A 23,181-nucleotide genomic window follows, 5' to 3' on the forward strand; every position below is an offset into this window, starting at 1 on the left:
ATCGATGTGTTCAAAGTCGGGGCCGCCGGGAGGCATGCCGCGGCGGGCAGGTTCGAAACACGCCCTATTCCCGCGACGGTTCCCGTTCCGACCGGTGGGCAGGTGTCAGGGGCTGCCGTGGTCCCGGGGCGAGTTCGGCGACCAGGGCGGCGACCTGCTCCACCTCGATGAGGAAGCCGTCGTGGCCGTGTGGGGACTCGATCAGCCGGAGGCGGTCGGCGGTGGTGATGCCCGACGCCAGCTCGGCCTGCTGGGAGGGCGGGTAGAGACGGTCGGAGTCGACGCCGGCCACCAGGGCGGGGGCGCGGACCCGGCGCAGGGCGGCGGCCACCCCGCCGCGGCCGCGGCCGACGTCGTGGGCGTTCATCGCCTCGGTCAGCACCACGTAACTGCCCGCGTCGAAACGGCGTACCAGCTTGGCGGCGTGGTGGTCGAGATAGGACTCGACCTGGTACCTGCCGCCGGTCAACGGCTTCTCCGTGCCCTGGGGCGCGCGGCCGAAGCGGGTCTGGAGCTCCGGCTCGCTGCGGTAGGTGACGTGGGCCAGCCGCCGGGCCAGACCGAGCCCGGCGTGCGGCCCCCGGCCCGTGTCGTGGTAGTGCCCGCCGTGCCAGTGCGGGTCGCAGCGGACGGCACGCACCTGAATGTCGGCCCAGGCGATCTGCTCGGCACTCGCCGCGGCGGTCGTGGCGAGCAGCAGCAGCGCACCCGTCCGCTCCGGATACGACACGGCCCATTCCAGCGCCCGCATCCCGCCCATGGAGCCGCCCGCCACCAGGGCCCAGCGTGCGATCCCCAGCGCGTCGGCGAGACCGGCCTCGGCGGCGACCTGGTCGCGCTGGGTCAGGAACGGGAAGTCGCCGCCCCAGCGTCGTCCGCCGGGCCGCGGGGAGGACGGCCCGGTGCTGCCCTGGCAGCCGCCCAGTACGTTCGGGGCGACGACGAAGAAGCGGTCCGTGTCGAGCGCGAGGCCGGGCCCCACGAGCCCGTCCCACCAGCCGGGGGTGGGGTGACCCGGCCCGGCCGGGCCGGCGACATGGCTGTCGCCGGTCAGGGCGTGCAGGACCAGCACGGCGTTGGACCGGTCCGGCGCGAGCGACCCCCACGTCTCGTACGCGATCCGCGCGCCCCGCAGCTCCCCGCCCGCCTCCAGCGGCAGCGGCTCCCCGAGGTCGTGCCACCGGCGGCGCCCGGGCGGGTCACCCTCCCGCCAGGCACCGGTGGCCGGCGGGAGGAAGGCCCCGGAGGGCGGCGGCACGGGGCTCAGGACGCGCCCTTCGCCGCCCGGAAACCGGCCTCCAGATCCGCCTTGAGATCGGCGAGGCTCTCCAGCCCCACCGACAGGCGCACCAGGCCGGGGGAGGCGCCGGTGGCCGCCAGTTGCTCCTCGTCGAGCTGACTGTGGGTGGTGGAGGCCGGGTGGATGATCAGACTGCGGACGTCGCCGATGTTGGCGAGATGGCTGAACAGCTCGACGGCGTCCACGAACCGTTTGCCCGCCTCGACGCCGTCCCGCAGCTCGAAGGAGACGATCGCGCCCGCGCCGCGCGGCAGATACCGCTGCCCCGCCTCGTACCACTGGCTGGACCGGAGTCCCGGATAGTGGACGGCGGCGACCTCGTCGCGCCGCTCCAGCCACTCGGCGAGCGTCAGCGCGTTCGCCGAGTGCCGCTCGATCCGCAGGCTGAGCGTCTCCACGCCCTGCAGCAGCAGGAACGCGGAGTGCGGCGCGAGGGCGGGCCCGAGGTCGCGCAGCAACTGCACGCGCAGCTTGGCGGCGAACGCGCCCGGGCCGAGCGCCGGCCAGAACCGCAGGCCGTGGTAGCTGGGGTCGGGCTCGGTGAAGTCGGGGAACCGCTCGGCGTGCGCCCCGAAGTCGAACGTGCCGCCGTCCACGACCACACCCGCGATGACCGTGCCGTGCCCGCCCAGGAACTTGGTCGCCGAGTGCACGACGATGTCGGCCCCGTGCTCGATCGGCCGCAGCAGATAGGGCGTCGGCACCGTGTTGTCCACGATCAGCGGTACGCCCGCCGCGTGGGCGACGTCCGCGACCGCCCGCACGTCGAGAACGTTGCCGCGCGGATTGCCCAGCGTCTCCGCGAAGAGCGCCTTGGTGTTCGGCCGGATCGCCGCTCGCCAGGCCGCGAGGTCGTCCGGGTCCTCGACGAAGGACACCTCGATGCCCAGCCTCGGCAGCGTGTGCCGGAACAGGTTGTACGTGCCGCCGTACAGCGAGGCGCTGGAGACGATGTGGTCGCCGCTGCCCGCCAGGGTGAGGAGGGCCAGTGTCTCCGCCGCCTGTCCGGAGGCCAGCGCCACGGCCGCGACGCCGCCCTCCAGGGCGGCGACGCGCTGTTCGAAGACGTCCTGGGTCGGGTTGTGCAGGCGGGTGTAGATGTTGCCGGGTTCGGCCAGCGAGAACAGGTCGGCGGCGTGCTGGGTGTCCCGGAACACGAACGACGTCGTCTGGTAGATCGGGGTCGCCCGGGCTCCCGTCGTCGGGTCGGGTACGGCACCCGCGTGGATCTGCTTGGTCTCGAAGGACCAGGCGGAGGTGTCGGGTCCGGCGGGCTCGTCCTCGGGGGTGTGGCCGGCGGTGACGGAGTCGATGGGCTGCGACATGGTTCTCCCTCGTGCGAGTGCGAGTGCGACTGCCGGTGCGGGCGGGCGCGGTGTGGCCAGGCGGAGAGGAGCGGAGCGGAGCGTGGGAATCAGCCGCGGAACCGCATGCCGCACCCGGACCAGGGCAGCGGTGGGCATGCGGCGGGGCAGAGAGGAGAGGCCGATCGCGGCGCGGACTCAGCTCACGACGGAACAGCCCGTGGTGGTGACACGCACGTAGTCGACGTGGCGGCGGGTCACGAGCACGGTCATGAACCCAGGGTAACCACACGCGGGCGGTATGCACCAGCACTCCCGGGGGAGTTGGCCTGGCGCGAGCCGCACCAGCACCGCCGCGGCACCGGCATCGCCGCCGCGGTCAGGGCACCTTCACCCAGTCGAGGGTGCGTTCCACGGCCTTCTTCCAGCCCGCGCGGCCCTCGGCGCGCTGCTCGTCGGACCACTGCGGCGACCACCGCTTGGACTCGTGCCAGTGGGTGCGCAGTTCGTCGGTGTCCCGCCAGAAGCCGGTGGCGAGTCCCGCCGCGTAGGCGGCGCCGAGCGCGGTCGTCTCGGCGACCACGGGACGGCTGACCGGGACCCCGAGGATGTCGGCCTGGATCTGCATGCACAGGTCGTTGGCGGTGACGCCGCCGTCGACCTTGAGCACGTCGAGGTGGACGCCGGAGTCCTGTTCCATGGCCTCGACGACGTCCCGGCTCTGGTGGCAGATGGCTTCCAGGGTGGCCCGCGCGAGATGGGCGTTGTCGTTGTAGCGGGCCAGGCCGACGATGGCTCCCCGGGCGTCGGAGCGCCAGTAGGGCGCGAACAGCCCCGAGAAGGCGGGCACGAAGTAGATGCCGCCGTTGTCGGCGACGGTCCGGGCGAGGTCCTCGCTCTCGGCCGCGCTGCTGATGATCTTGAGCTGGTCGCGCAGCCACTGCACCGCGGAGCCCGTCACGGCGATGGAGCCCTCCAGCGCGTAGACCGGCGGCTCCTCACCGAACCGGTAGGCGACGGTGGTGAGCAGCCCGGCTTGCGAACGGACCAGTTCCGTACCGGTGTTGAGCAGCAGGAAGTTGCCCGTGCCGTAGGTGTTCTTCGCCTCGCCGGGCGCGAAGCAGACCTGGCCCACGGTCGCCGCCTGCTGGTCGCCGAGGACCCCGCCGATCGGGATGGGGGCGCGCAGCGGCCGGGTGGTGCGGGTCACCCCGTACGCGTCGGGGTGCGAGGAGGGGTTGACGGTGGGCAGCATCGCGCGGGGGATGCCGAAGAAGCCCAGCAGCTCGTCGTCCCAGTCGAGGGTCTCCAGGTCCATCAGCATCGTGCGGGCGGCGTTGGTCACGTCGGTGGCGTGGATGCCGCCGTCCGGACCGCCGGTGAGGTTCCACAGGACCCAGGCGTCGGTGTTGCCGAAGACGGCATGTCCCTTCTCCGCCGCCTCGCGGACCCCGTCGACGTTCTCCAGGATCCACTGGATCTTGCCCCCGGAGAAGTACGTCGCCGGCGGCAGCCCGGCCTTGCGGCGGATGACCTCGCCGCGTCCCGAACGCTCCAGCTCCGCCGCGATGCCGTCGGTACGGGTGTCCTGCCAGACGATGGCGTTGTAGTACGGGCGCCCGGTGCGCGGGTCCCAGACCACCGTGGTCTCCCGCTGGTTGGTGATGCCGATGGCCGCCAGATCGGTCGCGGACAGCCCCCCGTAGCGCAGGGCGGTCTGCATCACCGAGTTGGTGCGCTCCCAGATCTCGACCGGGTCGTGCTCCACCCATCCGGAGCGCGGCATGATCTGCTCGTGTTCGAGCTGGTGCTTGGCCACCTCGTTGCCGTCGTGGTCGAAGACCATGAAGCGGGTGCTGGTGGTCCCCTGGTCCACCGCGCCGACGAAATCCGTCATGATGGGCTGCCTCTCAGGCCGGTGCTGTCAGTCCTCGGGCGTCGGGACACGTCCCGTCGGCTCGGGCTCGGCGGAGGGCAGGAACCGTCCGATGAGACCCTTGTACAGACCGGCTCCGAGCAGGCCGCCGACCAGCGGCCCGACGATCGGCACCCAGAAGTACAGATTGCCGTACTGATCCCGCCAGGCTCCGCCGTACCCGGTGAGGTAACTCGCCAGCCGCGGACCGAAGTCGCGGGCCGGGTTGATCGCGTATCCCGCGTTGCTGCCCCACGCCATGCCGATCGCGACCACGACCAGGCCGATGACGAAGGGCGCCAGATTGCCGCCCGGCGGAGTGTTCAGCAGGTCCGTGATGGCCATGATCAGCAGCAGCAGGATCGCGGTGCCGATGACCTGGTCGCGCAGCGCGCCCCATTCGTGGACGGGCAGGGCGGTGTTGCCGTTGGCGGGGAGGGTGGAGAAGACGCCCTGGGTCTTGACGGTGTGGCCGGGGTCCGCCCGCGCCAGTGCCTCGCTGTAGTTCCAGCGCACCAGGAGGGCGGCGACGAACGCGCCGGCCGTCTGGGCCAGGACGTACGGTGCCACCTTGCGCCAGGGGAACCCCTTGAACGCGGCCAGGGCGACGGTCACCGCCGGGTTCAGATGGGCGCCGCTGAGCCGGGCCGCGACGTAGACGCCCAGGGTGACACCGAGACCCCACGCCCACGCGATGCTGTCGTGGTCGCCGAGACCGCCCGCCGGATCGGTGAGCGCGCCGGCCGCGGACACCTGCGCGACGACAGCGCAGCCGAAGAGGATGACGATCATCGTGCCGACGAACTCGGCCGACAGCTCGCCGGTCAGCTCCCGCGCCGTGCGCCGCTCAGCCATGGAAGTCGTCCTCCGCCGTTCGCCTCGGCCCTCGCCCGCCGAGCCATACCCGTCAGGCTAGGACGCCTTGCCGAAGTGCGCATATCGCGCGTATCCGGGCGAAGCGGCCGCACTGTCCAGGATCGGGCCGGGTATGCGCCGAACGGGGGATTCCCTTCCTTCGTGTGCATGGACCCGCTTCTTCCCGCCCGGGCCGCGGAAACGGGCGGACAGTGGTCGGGCCGCCGGTGCTCGGGCCCGGCGCGCCCAGACCGAAAGCGGAGGTGCACCACCATGCCGACCACCGAGGCGACCGACCGTGTCCAGCTCGTCTTCTCCCTCTTCGACGCCGACGGGAACGGCTACCTCGACCCCGACGACTTCACCCTGATGGGCAGCCGGGTCGTGGCGGCGGTACCGGCGGCCGAGAGCGCGGTGCGGGACCGGCTCCTCGACGCCTTCCGCCGGTACGGGGACACGCTCGTCTCCGAACTGGACACCGACGGGGACGGGAGGGTGAGCCCCGAGGAGTTCACCTCCGTCGTGCTCGACCCCGAGCGGTTCGGTGCCGCCGTGGACGAGTTCGCGCAGGCCCTCTCCGCGATGGGCGACCCGGACGACGACGGTTACGTCACCCGCCCCGACTTCCTCGCCCTGATGACCGCCATCGGCTTCGAGCCGCGCAACATCGAGGCCCTGTTCGACGCCTTCGGCCCGGTGGAGGGCGACCGCGTCTCCGCGGCCGTCTGGGCGGACGGCATCCGTGACTACTACCGGCCCGACAAGTCCGGCATCGCCGGGGACCACCTGACCGCGGCCCGCTGACACCGGGCCGCAAACCGGAGAGGACGCCCGCCGGGAACAGGCGCCCCACCGCCTCGATCCCGCTCACGCCCTGGAGCCTGTCCGCCCCCACTCTCGGCTCCGCTCGGGCGGGGGGACCCCCATCGCGGGCGCTCCGGCGCCTTGCGATCGCACGCACCAGACGCCGCGCGGCCCGCCCTCCGGGCGGACGACGCGGATTTGTCAGACAGGCCCTAGCACGATGGAGTGACGAGCGGCAACTCCCGCCACGCGAGCGGCCCATGCCGCCTACGGTGTGGTGTCCCGGAGAATCGGAACAGCGGGAGAGAGCCATGCTTGTCGAGATGCGTATGGGCGACGGATCCGGCCTCGCGGCGGCGGACCTGCACCGCTGGCTGCGCCAGGACCCCCGGATGCGGCAGCACGCGGAGGTGAGTCTGCGCTCCTCGCGCCCCGACCTCCCCACCATGGGCTCCTGGGACGTGGTCGACGTCGTCCTCGGTCAGGGGATCGCCGCACTGAACCTCGCGCTCTCCTACGCCGCCTGGCGCGCGACCCGTCCCGCCGCCCCCGCCGTGACCCTCACCGTGGACGGGAGGTCGGTCACGGTGAGCGGCCGCTGCGACGACGCGGCGGTCCGCCGGATCGTGGAGCTGCTCGGCACCGGGCCGGACGGGACCGCCCGGCCGGAGAGCGGCTCGACGGACGACATGGAGCCCGCGTAGTGCACCAGGCCGATCCCCGCGCCTCCCGCGCCGTGCTCATCGGCGTGGGCGGGTACCAGGAGTTGTCCCGGCTGCCGACGGTGGGCCCGGGAGCACGCAGACTGAAACGGCTGCTCACCGATCCCGCGCTCTGGGGACTGCCCGACAAACACTGCGTCGTCCTGTCCGACCCGGTCTCGTCGGATCAGGTCCTGAAGGCGGTGCGGGCGGCCGCGCGGGCCGCGACCGACACGCTCGTCGTCTACTTCGCCGGCCACGGCACGCTGGCCGCCGACGGCGACCTGTGTCTCATGCTGCCGAAAGCCCCCGCGGACGGGCTCTACGGCGTGGTGCGGTACCGCGACCTCAGAGAGATCCTGCTGAGCGACCGCCGGGCGCGGAACCAGGTGATGGTCCTCGACTGCTGCCACTCGGGAGCCGTCGTCACCGGGTACATGGGCCCCGGCTCCATGGCGGAGCTGGCGGATCGTACGGTGATCGACCGCACGTATCTGATGACGGCGTGCACGAAGTACGAGTCCTCCTACGCCCCGCCCGACGAGAGCTATCCCGCGTTCACCGGCGAACTGATCAGGACCCTGGAACGCGGCGTCCCGGGTGCCCCGGACCCGATGCCCATGGCGGACGTGTTCGCCCCGGTGCGGGAGGCCCTGCGCGCCAAGAACCGGCCGGACCCGCAGGACCGGGCCACCGGCCTCGGGCACGAGATCGCCCTCCTGCGCAACCGCGCGGCCGGCCCGACGCCGGCCGGCGTCCGCGCCGCCGCCCCGGCGCGGCCCGCCCCGCCCGGACCGCCGGTGTCCGACAGGCGGCACGGCCACCGGATGCGGAGCCCGCGCGGTCCCCTCGGTCCGTGGCGGCTGCCGCGACGCGGAACCCGGTGGCGGTGGGCGGCCCTCGTCGCCGTCGTCGTACCGGCGGCCGCCATGACCTCCGTATGGCTGGAGCACACACCGGACACCGGGTCCCGTTTCGGGGACCACCGCGACGCCGACCCCTGCGCCCTGACCTCGCCGGCCGCCCTGGAACGGTTCGGACCCGCCGAGCAGGACGCCGCCTACGGCAACTTCGACCGGTGCGACGTCCTCGTGCGGCGGCCGGGAGGCGACGAGGTCGACGTGCTGGTCGACCTCGACAGCGGTCAGGAGCCGGTGACGGCCGCCGCGAGAACCGAGGGCCGGGTCAAGGTGGTGGAGAAACCCGCGGAGAGCGACGCCTGCGTACGGCTGCTGCTGCCGGCCGACGACGATGACGTCACCGTGGCGGTCGTGTCGAAGACGGAGGACGACGAGTCGGCGCCGTTGTGCGAGATCGCCGACGCCGCGGCCGACCATGCGGTCGCCGTCCTCAACAAGGGAAAGCTGCCCCGGCGTACGACCGCGTTCCCCGAGGACTCGACGTTCCACAGCGACGCGTGCGCGCTGCTCGACGCGGAAGCCCTGGAAGCGGTGCCCGGAGTCGACGCGAGCGCGCCGACGCCGGACTTCGGCAACTGGAACTGCAAGTTCTGGAGCACCACCAGCCACCTCCAGGTCGACCTGCGCTTCGACCGCGGCCCGTCGCCCACGGCCGCCGACGGCACGCCCACCCGCATCCGGGGCCGCCAGGCGTTCGTCCAGCCGGAGGCGGACGGCGAGAACACGGTGCGGGTGCGGGTGGTGCAGCGGACGTACTCCGCGGGCCCGCAGCGCTCCCTGGCCGAGACCCTGGACGTGACCGTCAGAGGGGACGGGGACCAGCCCGTCGACCGGCTCCGCACCCTGGCCACCCGGCTGGCCGACTCGGCGGCGGCCGAACTGCCCACGCCACGCTGAGGCGAGAGAACCCCGCGGCGGCGACGCGCCGAGACCGGCGGCGGGTGGCGGCGCGCGGGGTCAGCCGGCGCGGCGGATCCGGATCGGGCCGCGGGCCCGCTCCGGATCGACGGGGCGGCCACCCTGGGTGATCTCCACCTCTCCGGCGGCGACCAGCCGCCGGGCCGCACGGCGGGCCGGTTCCATGAGCGCCCGCCAGCCGTCGTCGTCCCCCGCGTACACCGCCCGCGCGGCGTCGGACGGGCAGATCGTCGCGGCCGGGGCCCGCCGCTCCAGCAGCTCCAGGATGGCTCGCTCCAGGCGCCGGTCCCACTGTCGTTCGACATTCGTCACCCCACCACTGTCGCACCGGCCGGCCCGGCGGCCCGGCTGATCCGTACGTGGTCGCCCCGGTGGGGGAGCGTACGGTTCTCCGGGGCGCCCCTCGGTCCCGGCACGGCTGGGGCGACACCGTTCTGCGCACGACGCACGACCCCTCAGGAGCAGCTCGATGAACCGACGTACCCGCCTCGCCGCACTCGTGCTGGCCCTGGGCGGACTGCTGTGCGGATGCGGCTCGTCCCCGGCGGACACCCGCTCGTCCCCGGCGCGGACCGGCTCCTCCCCGGCCGGGGAGACACCCTTCTGGCAGGCCGAGTTCGACGGACCGGAGGCCACCCGCCCGTCGGAGAAGTCCTGGAACACCGAAACCGGGAACCGGGACGCCGAGGGATGGGGCAACAACGAACTGCAGTACTACACGGACGACGCGGCCAACTCCGCTCTCGACGGCGCGGGCCATCTCCGGATATCGGCCCGACCGGCGCCCGCCGGAGCCGAACTTCCCTGCTACACGCAGGAGTTCTGCCCCTGGACGTCGGCCCGTCTGACCACCGAGGGCAAGGTCGCGCTCACCCACGGACGCGCGGAGATCCGCGCGAAGCTGCCCACCGGCACGGGACTGCTGCCGGCCATCTGGATGCTGGGCGACAACGGGGTCGAATGGCCCGGACAGGGCGAGATCGACATCTGCGAGGTGGTCGGCGCGGAACCCCGGACGGTGTACGGCACCGCACACGGCCCGACCTACTTCAACGAGAACGGACTCGGCGGCTCCGCCACCCTTCCCGCCGACGCCTCAGCGGCCTTTCACACCTACGCCGTCGACAAGGAGCCGCGCCGCGTCACCTGGTCCGTCGACGGGAAGCCGTACTTCACGCTGACTCCGGCGGAGCTGCCCGCACCCCGCGACTGGGTCTTCGAACAGGACATGCACCTGCTCCTCAACGTCGCCGTCGGGGGCGACTGGCCCGGCCCTCCCGACACCTCGACACCGTCCCCCGCGACGATGACGGTCGACTACGTCCGCTTCTACGGCACGGGCCGTGGGTGACACCGGCGTCAGCCTGCCGTGAGCAGCGCGGACCCCGCGCCCAGGGCGGTCAGGAACCCGTCGGCGAGTCGCGCGACGTGGTCCGCGTCCGCGGTGCCGTAGACGAAGAAGTCCGGCCGGACCAGGACCGCGTGCGCGCCCAGTTCGTCCAGCCAGGCGGTGTACGTGCCGTCGACGTCGTCGACGACCACCACGCCGGGCACCGCCGTGCCGGTCAGGGCGACCCGGCTGACGCCGAGGCGGTCCAGCGCCCGGACCGTGTCCGCGCAGAGCGCGGCCTGCGCCGCGCCGGACCGCGCGATCAGTGCCGCGGGGCCGTGGAAGACGTCGTCGAAGCGGGCCGGGGGAGCGCCGCCCACCGACACCCGGCCCTGCCGGGCGAGCGACCCGCCCGCGGGCCCGGTGTGGACGCCGGAGCCGAGGCCGGGCCGCGGCGGGGCGGGCGGCTTCATCCCGGCGTTCCGGTCGGCCAGCATCCGGGTGTCGCGCCGCGCGGCCTCCTCGGGGTCGGTGAGGCAGATGATCCGGCCCAGTTCGGTGGAGAACCGGACGAACGCCACCGCGTGCCGCAGCCGCTCCTCCCCGTAGGTGTCCAGCAGGCCGTCACCGGCGAGCCCGCCGAGGACCGCGTCGAGTTTCCAGCCGAGGTTCATGGCGTCGCGGGCACCGGCTCCCAGGCCCTGTCCGGCGAACGGCGGCATGAGGTGGGCGGCGTCCCCGGCCAGCAGTACCCGGCCCGCCCGCCAGCGGGTCGCCCAGCAAGCCTGGAACGTGTACACGGAGTGCCGCTCCAGGACGGCGTTTCGCGGGGTCAGCCCGTACGGCTCCAGCAGCCTCCAGGCCGTCTCGGCGCTGTCCAGGGACTCCCTGCTCTCCCCGGGCAGGCGCATGAACTCCCAGCGCCGCCGCCCCGGCCCGCCCGGCACCATGGTCGACGGGCGTCGCACGTCGCAGCTCTGGGTCGCCACGTGGGGGAAGTCCAGCCCCGGATCCGGTTTCACGTCGACGACGAGCCAGTCGTAGAAGTAACCCTCGTCGTGCCACTCGATGCCGGCCCACTCGCGGACCGCGCTGTGGGCGCCGTCCGCGCCGATCACCCAGGACGAGGTGACCGCGGCCCGCTCACCGGTGCCGGTGTGCCGTACGGTGACGGTCGCCGTGCGCGCGTCCTGGTCCAGGCGGACGGCCTCCCAGCCTCGTCGGACGCACACCGAGGGCAGTTCGGCCAGGAGGCCGTCGAGGGCGTCCTCCAGGGCCGGCTGGTGGAAGAAGTAGGTGTTGTACCAGCCCGATTCGCCCAGTCCGCTCCAGTCCACCTCGACGAGGGTCCGCCCGGTGCCGTCGCGCCACACGTACATGTCGTCGTACGGCTGGGTGATGAGCGGGATGCGGTCCGGGGCCAGTCCGACGGACTGCAGGATGCGCGCGAAGTCCGAGCAGTGGGTCACCGCGCGGGGCAGGGGATAGGCCGCCCGGTTGCGGTCGATGACGAGGACGGAGTGCCCGCGCCGGCCGAGCATGAGGGCGAGCAGCTTCCCGACCGGGCCGTGTCCCACCAGGGTGACGTCGGCCGTACCGGGGAACGTGTCGTCGTTGACTACGTGCACTGCGGGCTCCGTTCTGTGGGGCGTTCTCCGTGGTGTCGGTGCCGGCGGCTCCCGGTGAGCGGGTCCGGCACGGTGGTGGCCGGGCCGTGGCCCGTCATCCTCCGCCTTCCGTCCAGGTCCGGGTGACCGTCAGGGCCGCGATCCTCCACTCCGGTTCCGCCGCCGCGGGCTCCGCCACCGTCAGTTCGTACTCGCCCAGCGTGTGCGGGCGGGGCACGGGAGCGAGGAGCCACCTCGTGTAATGGGCCCGCGCGACCCAGCGGCCCGCCCGGGTGCCCGGCTCGACGATCAGGTTGGAGACGTCATGGCGGTGCGGCACGGGAGAGGCCCACAGCCGGGTGAAGAACGGCGCCGCCGCCGCGGGCTCGTCGAACCCGTCGGCGGGGAACCGTACCCGGGCCCGGGCCAAGAGGCCCACGGCGGCGGCGACGTCCTTGCGGTCCGCGATGTCCGTATAGGTGTGCAGGACGTTGGCGATCTCGTGCCGGGCCGTCGCTCCCGGCGTGCCGGTGCCGCTCACCGGGACCGGTCCCGCCGCCACTGGCGTACGTAGGCGCGCCCGTAGTCGTTGCCGTGCGGGGTGCGCAGGACCGTGTGGACGTGGAAGGGCCGCGGGGTGTCGTGGTCGAGGAAGACGCCGCAGTGGTGGTCGAGTTCCGCGATGAGCACCGGGGACTGGACGCGGTAGTAGAACACGTCACCGGGCCGGTGGCCGCCGATCCAGGAGAACCAGGTCTCGTCGAGGTGCTCGCGGACCTCCCGCAGCCGCGCCGCCCGCGGCCCCGCGGGCAGCGGCAGGACGAACTGTTCGACGACCGCCATGACCGCCTCCCGTGCCTCTGACGAGAGTTCGCCGGCACACACTCCCTCGAAGGGGATGACGCGGTTGTCCTGGAAGGCACCGGCGAGGTGCCGCTCGTCACCTGGGTGGACACGGCCGGGCGGCATCGCGTCGTCCACCATCTCCCGGTACACGGTGGCCGTCCGCCGCTGGTCGGGGGTGAGCGCGGCCATGAGCGCCGTGCCGAGGGAGATCCGCTCGGTGAAGGCGCGCAGCCCGGCGTGCGGGCCCGTGTCGATCTCGTTGGGCTCGGCCCCGAGGAACAGCGGACTGAGCACCATGCGGCCCTCGACGACCAGACAGCTCACCGCGCAGTGATGACCGAACAGTTGCCAGCCCCAGGGCGCGGTGAGGTCCGGCTCGCCGTACAGGGCGAAGTGGTAGCTGAACTCGTTGAGCAGTGTCTCCAGGCCGACGACCTCTCCGAGGAAGCCGTTGACCAGCATCATGCCGTGCGCCAGCTCGTACCCCTGCGGGCTGAGCGAGGCCGCCATCAGGGCGAGCGCCCGCGCCCGTACCTCGGGGGACTGGAACTCCAGGCGCAGACCGGTGTCGAACTGCATGAACTCCGGATTGGCCCAGGTCTGCCACTCGGCTGCGTCGACCGCGTGACGGATGCGGTGCCGGCCGTCCTCGTCGAGCGCGTCCAGCAGCTCCCGGGCCGCCCCGGCCATGGCGGTGACCGGCGCCTCCTCGCCGGGACGGGCGGGGGCGAAGGGGTGCGCGTCCGCCCGCAGGGTGCCGTCCTCGGTCACGCCCCGGAACTCGTTCAGGTGGAGCGGGCGCCACCCCTCGATCAGGCCGCCGGTGAAGGTTCCCGCGCGCCGGGCGAACTCCCGGTAGGCGTAGGGGTCCATGCCTTTCAGTCCGGCGATGCGCGGGTGGCCGGGAGGGAAGAGGTACTGGCGGAACTCGGCTGCGGACATGGGCGGCTCTCCCCGTCTTCAGGCAGTGGTGCTTTCAGGCAGTGGTGTTGTGCCGGGCGACCGCGGCGCGCACGGCGGCCTCGTCCCCGGCGGCGATCGCCTCGACCAGCTCGCGGTGGACGCGATGACGCTCGGCCCGGTAGGCGGCGAACCCCGGATCACCGTCGGCGAACCGGGACGTGGCACCGCTGAGGTGCCCGAGCGTCCCGGCGTAGACGGCCGCGGCCATGCGGTTCGGACCTATCCGCGCGATCCGCTCGTGCAACGCCCAGTTGGCCCGCATGAATCCGTCCCAGTCCGCGGCCGAGCCCATGGTTCCCAGGTGGGCCCGCAACTCGGCGACGTCGTCTGCGGTACGGCAGCGCGCGGCGCCGACGTCGACGAGGACCTCCAGGTGATCGCGCAACTCGATGGCGTCCGCCACGGTGGCCGGCTCGTCCTGGACCTCCAGCAGGGTGTGGCGCAGCCGCACCACCGGTCCCCGGTCGGCGACGAACAGCCCGCCGCCGCGCCCCGGCCGGATCTGCACCACCCCGCGGTCCCTGAGCAGCCGGACCGCCTCGCTGACCGTCGAGTAGGCGTAACCGGTCTCCGCGCGCAGCGACTCCAGCGTGCCGACCGGATCCCCGGCCGCCAGACCACCGGAGCGGATGCGGGCGTCCAGCGCCTCGGCCAGCAGCTCCGCCCGGGTCCGCGCACCACCGGCGCGCAGCCCGTCGGCCGGGCGCCCGGCACCGGGAGAACCGTCCGGCGGCCCAGCGCCTTGTCCGTCACCGCTGATCTGAGGCATAGTCGCCATCGAAGCATAAACCTCCGAACCTTTAAAGGGTTTTCTCCGGAAGGGGACGGCACATGCGCGTGGTCGGCATCCGAGGGCAGGGTGGCGGGGTCGAGGTCGGAGCCCTCTCACCCGACGGACGGGAGGTCACGGTGGTGGCGGCGCTGGCGGACTTCTGGGCCGACGCGGCCGGTCACCTGGCAGGCCACCGGGACGGGCCGGTCCTCGCGGTGGCGTCGGTGGAACTGGTTCCGCCCGTGCTGCCCGACGCCCGGGTGATCTGCGTCGGCCTGAACTATCTGGACCACGTCGCCGAGGGCTCGTTCCGCGACCGGGAACTCCCCGCGCACCCGACGCTGTTCGCCCGCTGGACGCGGTCGCTCACCGTGGACGGCGCTCAGGTGCCCGTCCCCTCGGACGAGGACGGCCTCGACTGGGAGGGCGAGATCGTCGCCTGGGTCGGCGCGCCCCTGGTGGACGCCACCCCGGAGGAGGCGACGGCCGCGGTCGTCGGCTACTCGGCCTTCAACGACCTCACCTCCCGCAGGGCACAGAAGCTCACCTCGCAGTGGATCCTCGGCAAGAACGGCGACCGGTCCGGTCCGCTCGGCCCGCTGGTCCCCGCCGCAGAGGTCGGCGACCTGCGGGCCGGACTGCGGGTGCGCACCTACGTCAACGGCGAGGTGGTCCAGGACGGCAGCACCGCCGACATGGTCTACGGCGTCGGCGACACGCTCGCGCACATCTCGCGCACCTTCACCCTGCACCCCGGCGACCTGCTGGCGACCGGCACGCCGTCCGGCGTCGGCTACGCCCGCACCCCGCCGTGGCTGCTGCGGCCCGGCGACACCGTCGAGGTGGAGGTGGAACGCCTCGGCCGGCTGCGCAACACCGTCGTCTCCAACGAGGCGCGTCGGCCGGCGACATCTTGACGCGGTCGCCAGGGTGCGGCCGGCGCCGGGACCGTCACGACTTGGTGAGGGACCGGAACTCGGTCGGGGTCATGCCCGTGTGGTGGCGGAAGAAGGCGCTGAAGACGGTGGCGTAGGCGAAGCCGATGCGTTCGCCGATGGCGGCTGGCGGCAGCGAGGTGTGGATGAGCAGCCGTTTGGCCTCCAGCAGCACCCGGTCGTCGACGAACCGCTTGGCCCCGCAGCCGAGGGCGGCCTGCGTGGCGCGGGTGAGCGTACGCGGGTTGTAGCCGAGCCGGGCGGCGTAGTCCTCGACCCGGTGCGTCCGGTGGAAGTCCTCCTCGACGGCTCTGCGGAAGCGGTGGAACGTCTCGTTGTCGGAGGAGGAGGAGGAGGCGGCGGAGGCGGAGGAAGACGAGGAGGACGAGGAGGACGAGGACCGGCGGCGCGGGTCGGCGAGGTGGACGAGCCTGACGAGGATCACCGAGAGCAGGTTGCGCAGGGTCTCGGTGTACGCCTCCAGCGACAGGTCGGTCATGCAGGCGTGCTCTTCGGCGAGGGCGTCGAGAACACGGAGCAAGGCCGTCTGACGTGCGGCGTCCGGGGTGACGAGACGGTGCGGGACGTGCTCGCCGTCCCGGATCAGGGCGTCGGTGGCGGCGCTGGGGAAACCCGAGGGGAAGACCAGCACGGTGCCCTCCCCCTCCGCGTGCCCGTCGGGGAACTGGAGCACCTGCCCGGGCCACACCCACAGCCAGTCGCCGGCGGCGAGCGTGTACGAGGTGAAGTCCACGGAGCACGTCAGCCGCCCGCCGCGCAACGCGACGATCAGGTGGAAGGCGGGCCGCGCGGGCGCCGAGAGGGGACGGGCACGCTCCTCGGCGCGGGCGGCGAGACCGACCAGGTCGAGAATCTCCAGGCCCGGCTGTCTCCCGGGCGTCGGACGGTAGCTGACGGCCGGGATACCGGGCCCGCGGTGGTCGGCGGAAATCTGTCCGTTTCCCTTCATCGCGTGCCCGAGTGTACTCCGACCCCCCGCGCGGACCGGTTCTAGGTTGGTGGGACCGGCAGACAGACAGAGCCAGTCGGACAGAGCCAGCCGGACTGGCAGTCGGACGCAGACAGACCGAGAGGGTTACCGATGACCATCGAGTTCGCCACCCGCTACCGCGAGCGTTCCCACATTCCGCCGGAGCCGGGCAAGCCCTACTTCATCGAGAAGGGCCAGGGCGACCGCGCCCACCTCTTCACGGACATGTTCACCATCTACGCCGGCGGTGAGCAGACCGAGAACACGTTCAACTTCTTCACCTGCGAGGGGCCCAAGGGCGACATCATCCCCGCCCACTCCCACCCGGACACCTACGAGGTCTTCTTCATCACCGACGGCGCGGTGCGCCTGTTCGTGGAGGACCTGGAGGGTGAACAGCACGAGAAGCTGCTGACGGTGGGTGACTTCGGCTTCGTGCCGAAGAACTGCCCGCACGCCTACCGCATCGAGCGGCACCACAGCCGGATCGTCGGCGTCGCGGCCGGCCCCGGCGGCACCTTCGAGCGGTTCTTCGAGAACCTCGGCACCCCCACCGACGAACTCACCATGCCGCGGCGCCCGTACATCCCCGAGCCGCGGAAGTTCGGGACCGTACCGCAGGAGTACGACGTGAACTTCCTGCCCGACCACAAGTGGCGCACCGAAAGCTGAGCGGTTCCCCGCCCGTCGCCCGCCACAGACAAGGACAACACCCCGTGCCCATCGACGCTCCCGGTTATCTCGACGTCCACGCCCATTTCGTGACCGACTCCTATGTCCGTCAGGCCCGAGCGGCCGGGCACGAGCTGCCGGACGGGGTGCCCGCCTGGCCGTCGTGGTCGGCCGAGGCCCATCTGGAGCTGATGGACCGCTGTTCCATCGAGACGTCGATGCTGTCGATCTCCTCGCCGGGCATCCACTTCGGCGACGACACCGCCGCCCGCCGGCTGGCCCGCGAGGTCAACGAGGACGGCGCCGACACCGTCCGCGCGCACCCGGGCCGCTTCGGTCTCTTCGCCTCCCTGCCCCTCCCGGACGTGGACGGCGCCCTCGCGGAGATCGCCCACGCCTACGACCACCTGGACGCCGACGGTGTGGTCCTGGAGACCAACACCCACGGCACCTACCTCGGCAACCCGGATCTGGAGCCGGTCTGGGCCGAGCTGGACCGGCGCGCCGCGGTCGTCTTCCTGCATCCCACCTCGCCCGTGTGCTGGGAGCAGTCCGCGCTCGGCCGCCCGCGTCCGATGGTCGAGTTCATCTTCGACACCGCCCGTACCGTCACCGACCTGCTGATGTCCGGCACGCTGGACCGGTACCGGAACCTGACGGTGATCGTGCCGCACTGCGGCGGCGCGCTGCCGGTTCTCGCGGACCGCATCGACGGCTTCATGAAGATGTTCATGCCCGCGGGCACCGAGGTGCCCGGCGCCGTCGAACAGCTCGGCCGGCTGTATTACGACCTCGCGGGCCCGGCGCTGCCCCGCCAGCTCCCCGCCCTGCTGAGCCTTGTCGGTGCCGACCGCCTCCTGTACGGCAGCGACCACTGCTGGACCCCGGCCGCCGGTGTCGAGGCCCACGTCGCGGGTCTGGACGCCGCTGCCGCCCCGGACGGTACGGGGAGCTGGCGGGCGCTCACCACCGCCAACGCCCACCGCGTCCTGCCCCGCACCGCCCGCTGACGTAACCGCCCGCGACGTAACCGCCCGCTGATGTAAAGGGCCCACACCGTGACCTTCCCGTTCCACCTGCTGGCCCCGCCGGATCCGGCGACCCTGCCCCTGCCGCGCCCGGCCCGGCCGGCCGACGGCGTGACACTCCTGCGCGGCGCCGTCTACGCCGTCCCCGACGGCAGCCGCCCGCTGGCCGTCGACGTGTGGCTGCCCGAGGACGCCACCGGCCCGGTGCCGGTCGTCGTCTTCGTCCACGGCGGTGGCTGGCGCACCGGCCTGCGTGACGACCTCGGCCCCCGCTTCCGCGACTGGCGGCCCGGCCCGTTCGCCCGCCTCGCCCAGGCCGGGTTCGCCGTGGCCTGCCCGGACTACCGCCTCAGTGGTGAAGCTCCGCACCCCGCCCAGCGCGACGACCTGGCCGCCCTGCTGGACTGGCTGCGTACCCGCGCCGCCGACCTCGGCCTGGACACCGGACGGACCGTCCTGTGGGGCGAGTCCGCCGGCGGACACCTCGCCGCCCTGACCGCCCTCACCCAGCCCACCGGCACGATCTCCGGCTGCGTCACCTGGTACGCCCCCACCGATCTGCCCGCACTCGCCGAGGACCGCCCCGAGGGCACGTACGACCCCCGGGATGCGACCGGCTTCGAGGCGCTGCTGCTCGGCGGTGCCCCGGCCGACCTGCCCGAGGCGGCCCGCGACGCCAGCCCGGTCGCCCATGCCGGCGCCGATTCCCCGCCCTTCCTCCTCCTGCACGGCACCGACGACGTGCTGATCCCGGCCCGGCAGTCCGTCCGCCTCGCTGAAGCCCTGCGCGCGGCCGGCCACCACCCCGACCTGCGCCTGCTCAGCGGCGGCAACCACCTGTGGGTGGGACTCTCCGACGCGGACGTGGCGGAGTGCTACACCCGCACGGTCGAGTTCGCCCGCCGCTGCACGGCGGCCGACGGGGAGGTCACAGGCGCTCCTCCAGGTCGAGGATGAGCGGTCGCAGATCGCCGGCCAGCCGGCGGCGCCGGTCGAGGTCCAGGGCGCGCAGCAGGTCCGACTCGAACGCGTAGTGGTCCTCCAGGTCCCGGTCCAGGTCGGCGACGCCCTCCGGGGTGAGCCGGACGATGGAGGACCGGCCGTCGTCCGGGGAGGTCTCACGGGTGATCCACCCCTCCTTCTGCAGCCGGTTCAGCCGCCCGCTGAGCCCGGCCCCCGACACCAGCATCGCCTGTCGCAGGCGGGTGGGGGTGAGGGCGTACGGGGGGCCGACGCGGCGCAGGGCCCGCAGCACGTCGAAGTCGCCCAGGTTGTTCACGACCATGCCGGTGCGGCGGCGGAGCCGACGGTTCTGCGCCTCTTCGATGAGCTGGGCGAGGCGTTGGATCCGCGCCAGGACGTCCCCGGGCGCGACGTCCAGGCGTGGGCAGGCCGCGGCCCACTGCTCCGCCGCGACATCGATGGCGTCTGCTCCAGACATGTAGTTCGTTCCCTTTCTTCTGTGCTCTGTCTCCACGTTAGCAAGGGACAGGAAAGGGATTCGTCTCTCGTCACTCGTAGATTTGCTTCGTTCGCGAACTACTTTTATCGTGGAAGCATGCGCAGCGACACTCCCTCAACCATGGCAGCGGAAACGCCGTCGGACGCCGGGGCCGCGGCCCGCGCCGCGGTGGCGCCCCGGCGCCGGTCACCCGGCCTGGTCCTGGCCGCCACCAGCCTCGGCACCCTGCTGGTGATCCTCCTGACCTCCGGACTCAACATCGCGTCCCCCGCGATCCGCTCCACCTTCGGCGCCGGTGACACGGCCATCGGCTGGGTGCTCTCCGGCTACACCCTGGCCTTCGCGATGCTGTCGCTCACCGGCGGGGCGCTGACCGACAGATTCGGGGCGCGCCGGATCTTCCTGCTGGGCCTGGCCGTCTTCACCGTGTTCAGCCTCGTGGCGGCGGCCGCGCCCACCGTGTCCCTCGTGGTCGTCGGCACCTTCGGTGAAGGCGTGGGAGCGGCCCTCGTCCTGCCGTCCGCCCTCGCCCTGATCCAGTTCGTGTACCAGGACGTGCCGGGGCGACTGTCCTGGGCCATCGGCATCTGGGCCGGCGCGAACGCGCTGGGCGCCGCTCTCGGACCGGTGCTCTGCGGGGCGCTGGTCTCGGTCTCCTCCTGGCGCGCCATGTTCGTGGCGGTGGCCGTGCTCGCCGTCGTCTTCGCCCTGATCGGCAGGCCCGTACTGCCGCTGCTGCGCGGCGGCGGGGCACGGCTCGACCTCCCCGGGCTGCTCGTCATGGTCGTCCTGCTCGGCCTCGTCGCCTTCCTGGCGCACGACTGGCGGGAGCTGTCGGCGGGCGTCCTCGCGGGCGGCGTGGTGGCCGTCGCCGCGGCCGTCCTGGTGTTCGCCCGGGTGGAGCGGCGCGCACCGTCGCCGATGCTGCCACTGAGCCAGTTGCGGGACGTCCCCTTCAGCGCCAACGCCGTGGTCACGGTCGTCGGCACCGCCGCGTTCTTCGGCGCCCTCTACATCGTCAGCATGGGCTTCCAGGACCGACTGGGCATGTCGGCGTTCGTGGCGGGGGTGGCGCTGCTCCCCCTGGCCGGCGGCAACATCGTCTCGGCGCTCGCGGCCGGCCGGATCATCGGCCGCCTCGGCGTGCGGGGAGCGATGATCCTCGGTTCCGTCCTGGTGGCGGGCGTCCTGGCCGTACTGCCGCTGCTGTTCGACACCTACCGCGCGCTGGTCGTTCCACTGGTCCTGCTGGGCGCGGGCTGGGGCCTGCTGGTGCCGACGACGTCCGCGGCCGGCCTGGCCCGCGCCCGCAGCGGGAAGGAGGGCGTCGCCTCGGGTGTCACCGCCGGAGGCCGGGAACTCGGCGCCGCGCTCGCCGCCGCGGTACTGCTCCCGCTCGGTGTCCGGGCGGGCATCTGGGGAGCGGCGGCCGTGGGCGTCGTCTCGCTCGCCGTGGTGCTGCTCGGCGTCCGCTCCCGGGAGCTGCGGCGACCAAGCCGTTGACGTGCGCGGCGCCGAGGACGTCGTCGGTCCAGGGCGTCCCCGGTGAACGCGCCGATACCGACGCCCGCCGCCCGGCACCGGTCGAGCAGGCGTTCCGCCGTATCGCCGAGGAACGTCAGCATCAAGGACTGCGGCCGCAGCGGCTCTTGCGTGGTCACGCGGCCCACCGTACGCCTGGGCCGATCAGCGGGGCCCGGCCGGGCGCCGGGGTACCGGTTCGGGGCGGGTGCCGCCGCGGGTGAGGGCGAGCAGCGCGGCGTGATCGGGGGAGCGGGAACACGCCGGGTCCGTTCGGGCCGCGTCCCCCGTGAGCGCGTGCGCCTGACAGCGGCAGCCGCCGAAGTCCTCGGTGCGGCGCTCGCAGGTCCGGCACGGAGCGGGCATCCAGTCGGTGCCGCGGTAGGCGTTGAACGCCGGCGACTCCTCCCAGATCCAGCGCAGCGACCGCTCGGTGACCCGCGGCGGGTCGAGACCGGGCAGGGCCGCCGCCGCGGGACAGGGCAGGACCGTACCGTCGGGGGCGACGGTCAGCGACACCGCCCCCCAGCCGCCCATGCAGGGTTTGGGCGTGCCGGAGAAGTAGTCGGGCACCACCCAGGTGATGTCCACCGTGCCGGCCAGGCGCGCTCGCCACCGCTCCACCACCTCGGTGGCGGCCGCGAGCTGCGCCCGGTCGGGCATGAGCGCCGCGCGGTTCAGCAGCCCCCAGCCGTAGAACTGCGCGTTGGCCAGCTCGACGCGGTCCGCTCCCCACTCGACCGCCAGGCGCAGCAGGCCGTCGACGGCGTCCAGGTTGTGCCGGTGCAGGACGACGTTGACGCCGAGCGGAAGTCCTCGTCGCTTCACGAGCCGGGCCGCCCGGCGTTTGGCGTCGAAGGACCGGCGGCCGGCGATCTCGTCGGACCGGCCGGGATCGGCGTGCTGCACGGAGAGCTGCACACTGTGCAGCCCGGCCGCCACCAGCGCGTCCAGCCGCCTCTCCGACAGCCCCACCCCGCTGGTGACCAACTGGGTGTACAGCCCGGCCTCCGCCGCCCCCCGGGTGATGTCCGCGAGGTCGCGGCGGAGCAGGGGTTCGCCGCCGGAGAGATGGGTGTGGAGCACGCCGAGGTCCGCCGCCTGACGGAAGACGTCGGTCCAGCGCGCCGCGCTGAGTTCCGCCGCGCGCCGCGTCAGCTCCAGCGGGTTGGAACAGTAACCGCAGTGCAGGGGACAGGCGTGGGTGAGTTCGGAGAGCAGGGCCCAGGGGGGAGCCGTCATCGCAGAGCGCCTTCCGTGCGCAGCCGGTGCAGGAACGAGGTGACCTCGCGGCGTACGCGGCCCTCCGGACCGTCGTCCGGCGCGAGCAGGCCGGCGATCTCCTCGACGCCGCGGTGGCCGTCGCACAGGTCCAGCACGGCGCGTCCCGAGCCGTGCAGGACGACGACGCGCTCGGGGAGCAGCAGGACATCGGCCCCCCGCGTCCGGTCGTGGCGGAGCAGCGCCCCGACGGGGACGCGGGGGCACCAGACGGGGTCGCCGCTCACCGGTGGGTCTCCCGCCGGGCCGGCTCTCGCGCGCCGGCGAGTTCCACGCTGTCCAGCAGGCTCCACAGGACGTCGCACTTGAAGGAGAGGGCCGCCAGGGCCCGGTCCTGCTGGTCACGGGTGACGGCCCAGGCCCTGACCCAGGCCAGCGCCTCACCACCGTCCCGGCGCCCCTCGGGGACCCGGGCACGGAAGTACGACAGGCCGTCGGGGTCGATCCAGGGGTAGTGGACCGGGAACGTCTCCAGCCGGGTCAGCATGATCGAGGGGGCGCACAGCTCGGTCAGGGAGGAGGCCACCGCTTCGAGTGCGCTGCCGTTGCGGCAGAAGTTGACGTAGCCGTCCACCGCAAGGCGGACACCGGGCAGCAGCCTCCGGTGCGCGAGCAGTTCCCCGCGGTCGAGTCCCACCGCCTCGCCCAGCCGCAGCCACCTCTCGATGCCGCCCTCCCGGTCGGTGCGGCCGTCGTGGTCCTGGATGCGCCGGAGCCAGGCGCGGCGCTGGGCCGGCTGGTGCAGCTTGGCCAGGATGTGGGCGTCCTTGAGGGGGATGTTGCACTGGTAGTAGAAGCGGTTCGCCACCCAGGTGCGCAGTTCGGCGGGGCTCAGAGCGCCCTCGTGCATGCGCCGGTTGAACGGGTGCCGGTCGTGGTAGCGGGCGGTGGCCAGCTCGCGCAGCCGGGTCTCCAGTTCCTGTTCGCTCCACGGGACGGACTCCGGCCCGCCGGGGTCCGACGAGAGGGCCCCGGTGGCGGCGGCCCCGGTGGCCCCGGTGCTCCCGTCGGTTTCGGCGGGTTCGGCTGCTTTGACGGTTTCGGCGGTCACAGGGG

23 protein-coding genes are annotated in these 23,181 nt (G+C 73.1%); 9 read left to right on the forward strand and 14 right to left on the reverse strand.

Features of this window, described 5'->3' with window-relative positions:
* Positions 1-64 precede the first annotated feature (64 nt).
* The 4 genes from metX to ABEB00_RS24025 all read right to left on the reverse strand — a co-directional run bounded on the left by metX (position 65) and on the right by ABEB00_RS24025 (position 5,374).
* The gene (metX, locus tag ABEB00_RS24010) at positions 65-1,258 is read right to left on the reverse strand and encodes a homoserine O-acetyltransferase MetX (protein WP_345622185.1); all 1,194 of its coding nucleotides are present in this window, start codon (positions 1,256-1,258) and stop codon (positions 65-67) included.
* Positions 1,259-1,263: 5 nt separating this feature from the next.
* Positions 1,264-2,625: a bifunctional o-acetylhomoserine/o-acetylserine sulfhydrylase gene (locus ABEB00_RS24015; protein WP_345622186.1), complete on the reverse strand. Its 1,362-nt coding sequence runs from the start codon at positions 2,623-2,625 to the stop codon at positions 1,264-1,266.
* 358 nt (positions 2,626-2,983) lie between these two features.
* Complete coding sequence (glpK, locus tag ABEB00_RS24020) at positions 2,984-4,501, reverse strand: glycerol kinase GlpK (RefSeq protein WP_345622187.1); 1,518 nt, start codon at positions 4,499-4,501, stop codon at positions 2,984-2,986.
* A gap of 27 nt (positions 4,502-4,528) precedes the next feature.
* Positions 4,529-5,374 (reverse strand): MIP/aquaporin family protein, encoded by an 846-nt coding sequence (locus ABEB00_RS24025; RefSeq protein ID WP_345622188.1) that lies wholly within the window; start codon positions 5,372-5,374, stop codon positions 4,529-4,531.
* Positions 5,375-5,647: 273 nt separating this feature from the next.
* Here ABEB00_RS24025 and ABEB00_RS24030 point away from each other — a divergent pair, with 273 nt between their 5' ends.
* From ABEB00_RS24030 to ABEB00_RS24040, 3 genes are all read left to right on the forward strand, one after another.
* Complete coding sequence (locus ABEB00_RS24030; RefSeq protein WP_345622189.1) at positions 5,648-6,178, forward strand: EF-hand domain-containing protein; 531 nt, start codon at positions 5,648-5,650, stop codon at positions 6,176-6,178.
* A 311-nt stretch (positions 6,179-6,489) separates the two neighbouring features.
* Positions 6,490-6,882: an effector-associated constant component EACC1 gene (locus tag ABEB00_RS24035; protein ID WP_345622190.1), complete on the forward strand. Its 393-nt coding sequence runs from the start codon at positions 6,490-6,492 to the stop codon at positions 6,880-6,882.
* Complete coding sequence (locus ABEB00_RS24040) at positions 6,882-8,696, forward strand: caspase family protein (protein WP_345622191.1); 1,815 nt, start codon at positions 6,882-6,884, stop codon at positions 8,694-8,696. Before ABEB00_RS24035 ends, ABEB00_RS24040 begins: the two co-directional genes overlap by 1 nt.
* 60 nt (positions 8,697-8,756) lie before the next feature.
* Here the strand turns inward: ABEB00_RS24040 and ABEB00_RS24045 are convergent, their stop codons facing one another.
* Positions 8,757-9,029, reverse strand: coding sequence for a DUF3253 domain-containing protein (locus ABEB00_RS24045; protein ID WP_345622192.1), 273 nt, complete (start codon positions 9,027-9,029; stop codon positions 8,757-8,759).
* 157 nt (positions 9,030-9,186) lie between these two features.
* On the opposite strand from ABEB00_RS24045, the gene ABEB00_RS24050 reads away from it, so the two are divergent.
* Positions 9,187-10,068, forward strand: a complete 882-nt coding sequence (locus ABEB00_RS24050) for a glycoside hydrolase family 16 protein (protein WP_345622193.1) — start codon at positions 9,187-9,189, stop codon at positions 10,066-10,068.
* Between the two features lie 8 nt (positions 10,069-10,076).
* Here the strand turns inward: ABEB00_RS24050 and mhpA are convergent, their stop codons facing one another.
* The 4 genes from mhpA to ABEB00_RS24070 form a co-directional block, all read right to left on the reverse strand.
* Entirely contained in the window at positions 10,077-11,675 is a 1,599-nt protein-coding gene (mhpA, locus tag ABEB00_RS24055) for a bifunctional 3-(3-hydroxy-phenyl)propionate/3-hydroxycinnamic acid hydroxylase MhpA (protein WP_345622194.1), read from the reverse strand.
* Positions 11,676-11,769: 94 nt separating this feature from the next.
* Positions 11,770-12,195 carry a nuclear transport factor 2 family protein gene (locus ABEB00_RS24060; protein ID WP_345622195.1) on the reverse strand — a complete coding sequence of 142 codons (426 nt, stop codon included), beginning with the start codon at positions 12,193-12,195 and terminating at the stop codon, positions 11,770-11,772.
* Complete coding sequence (locus ABEB00_RS24065; protein ID WP_345622197.1) at positions 12,192-13,442, reverse strand: DUF3500 domain-containing protein; 1,251 nt, start codon at positions 13,440-13,442, stop codon at positions 12,192-12,194. The genes ABEB00_RS24060 and ABEB00_RS24065 overlap by 4 nt, the downstream gene beginning before the upstream one ends.
* A gap of 34 nt (positions 13,443-13,476) precedes the next feature.
* The gene (locus ABEB00_RS24070) at positions 13,477-14,232 is read right to left on the reverse strand and encodes a FadR/GntR family transcriptional regulator (protein ID WP_345622198.1); all 756 of its coding nucleotides are present in this window, start codon (positions 14,230-14,232) and stop codon (positions 13,477-13,479) included.
* 62 nt (positions 14,233-14,294) lie between these two features.
* On the opposite strand from ABEB00_RS24070, the gene ABEB00_RS24075 reads away from it, so the two are divergent.
* Positions 14,295-15,152: a fumarylacetoacetate hydrolase family protein gene (locus ABEB00_RS24075; RefSeq protein WP_345622200.1), complete on the forward strand. Its 858-nt coding sequence runs from the start codon at positions 14,295-14,297 to the stop codon at positions 15,150-15,152.
* A 34-nt stretch (positions 15,153-15,186) separates the two neighbouring features.
* Here the strand turns inward: ABEB00_RS24075 and ABEB00_RS24080 are convergent, their stop codons facing one another.
* Positions 15,187-16,140, reverse strand: a complete 954-nt coding sequence (locus tag ABEB00_RS24080; protein WP_345622201.1) for a helix-turn-helix domain-containing protein — start codon at positions 16,138-16,140, stop codon at positions 15,187-15,189.
* Between the two features lie 132 nt (positions 16,141-16,272).
* Here ABEB00_RS24080 and ABEB00_RS24085 point away from each other — a divergent pair, with 132 nt between their 5' ends.
* The 3 genes from ABEB00_RS24085 to ABEB00_RS24095 are packed head-to-tail and all read left to right on the forward strand — an operon-like array spanning position 16,273 to position 18,818.
* Positions 16,273-16,833 (forward strand): quercetin 2,3-dioxygenase, encoded by a 561-nt coding sequence (locus ABEB00_RS24085; protein ID WP_345622203.1) that lies wholly within the window; start codon positions 16,273-16,275, stop codon positions 16,831-16,833.
* Positions 16,834-16,883: 50 nt separating this feature from the next.
* On the forward strand, positions 16,884-17,843 hold the full coding sequence (locus ABEB00_RS24090; protein ID WP_345622323.1) for an amidohydrolase family protein: 960 nt from the start codon (positions 16,884-16,886) through the stop codon (positions 17,841-17,843).
* A 48-nt stretch (positions 17,844-17,891) separates the two neighbouring features.
* Positions 17,892-18,818 (forward strand): alpha/beta fold hydrolase, encoded by a 927-nt coding sequence (locus tag ABEB00_RS24095; protein ID WP_345622204.1) that lies wholly within the window; start codon positions 17,892-17,894, stop codon positions 18,816-18,818.
* On the opposite strand, the gene ABEB00_RS24100 is transcribed toward ABEB00_RS24095, so the two are convergent.
* Entirely contained in the window at positions 18,790-19,302 is a 513-nt protein-coding gene (locus tag ABEB00_RS24100; RefSeq protein WP_345622205.1) for a MarR family winged helix-turn-helix transcriptional regulator, read from the reverse strand. The two genes, ABEB00_RS24095 and ABEB00_RS24100, sit on opposite strands and share 29 nt — an antisense overlap.
* Positions 19,303-19,443: 141 nt before the next feature.
* Between ABEB00_RS24100 and ABEB00_RS24105 the strand changes: the two genes are divergently transcribed.
* Positions 19,444-20,826, forward strand: a complete 1,383-nt coding sequence (locus ABEB00_RS24105; protein ID WP_345622206.1) for an MFS transporter — start codon at positions 19,444-19,446, stop codon at positions 20,824-20,826.
* A 183-nt stretch (positions 20,827-21,009) separates the two neighbouring features.
* Here ABEB00_RS24105 and pqqE read toward each other — a convergent pair whose 3' ends face one another.
* From pqqE to pqqC, 3 genes are read right to left on the reverse strand one after another with little or no spacing between them, the layout of a single operon-like run.
* Positions 21,010-22,086 carry a pyrroloquinoline quinone biosynthesis protein PqqE gene (pqqE, locus tag ABEB00_RS24110; RefSeq protein ID WP_345622207.1) on the reverse strand — a complete coding sequence of 359 codons (1,077 nt, stop codon included), beginning with the start codon at positions 22,084-22,086 and terminating at the stop codon, positions 21,010-21,012.
* Entirely contained in the window at positions 22,083-22,352 is a 270-nt protein-coding gene (gene pqqD, locus ABEB00_RS24115; protein ID WP_345622208.1) for a pyrroloquinoline quinone biosynthesis peptide chaperone PqqD, read from the reverse strand. The genes pqqE and pqqD overlap by 4 nt, the downstream gene beginning before the upstream one ends.
* Complete coding sequence (gene pqqC / locus ABEB00_RS24120; RefSeq protein ID WP_425586560.1) at positions 22,349-23,176, reverse strand: pyrroloquinoline-quinone synthase PqqC; 828 nt, start codon at positions 23,174-23,176, stop codon at positions 22,349-22,351. The genes pqqD and pqqC overlap by 4 nt, the downstream gene beginning before the upstream one ends.
* Positions 23,177-23,181: the final 5 nt, after the last annotated feature.

The organism is Streptomyces ziwulingensis (genome assembly GCF_039542605.1).
GTDB lineage: Bacteria > Actinomycetota > Actinomycetes > Streptomycetales > Streptomycetaceae > Streptomyces > Streptomyces ziwulingensis.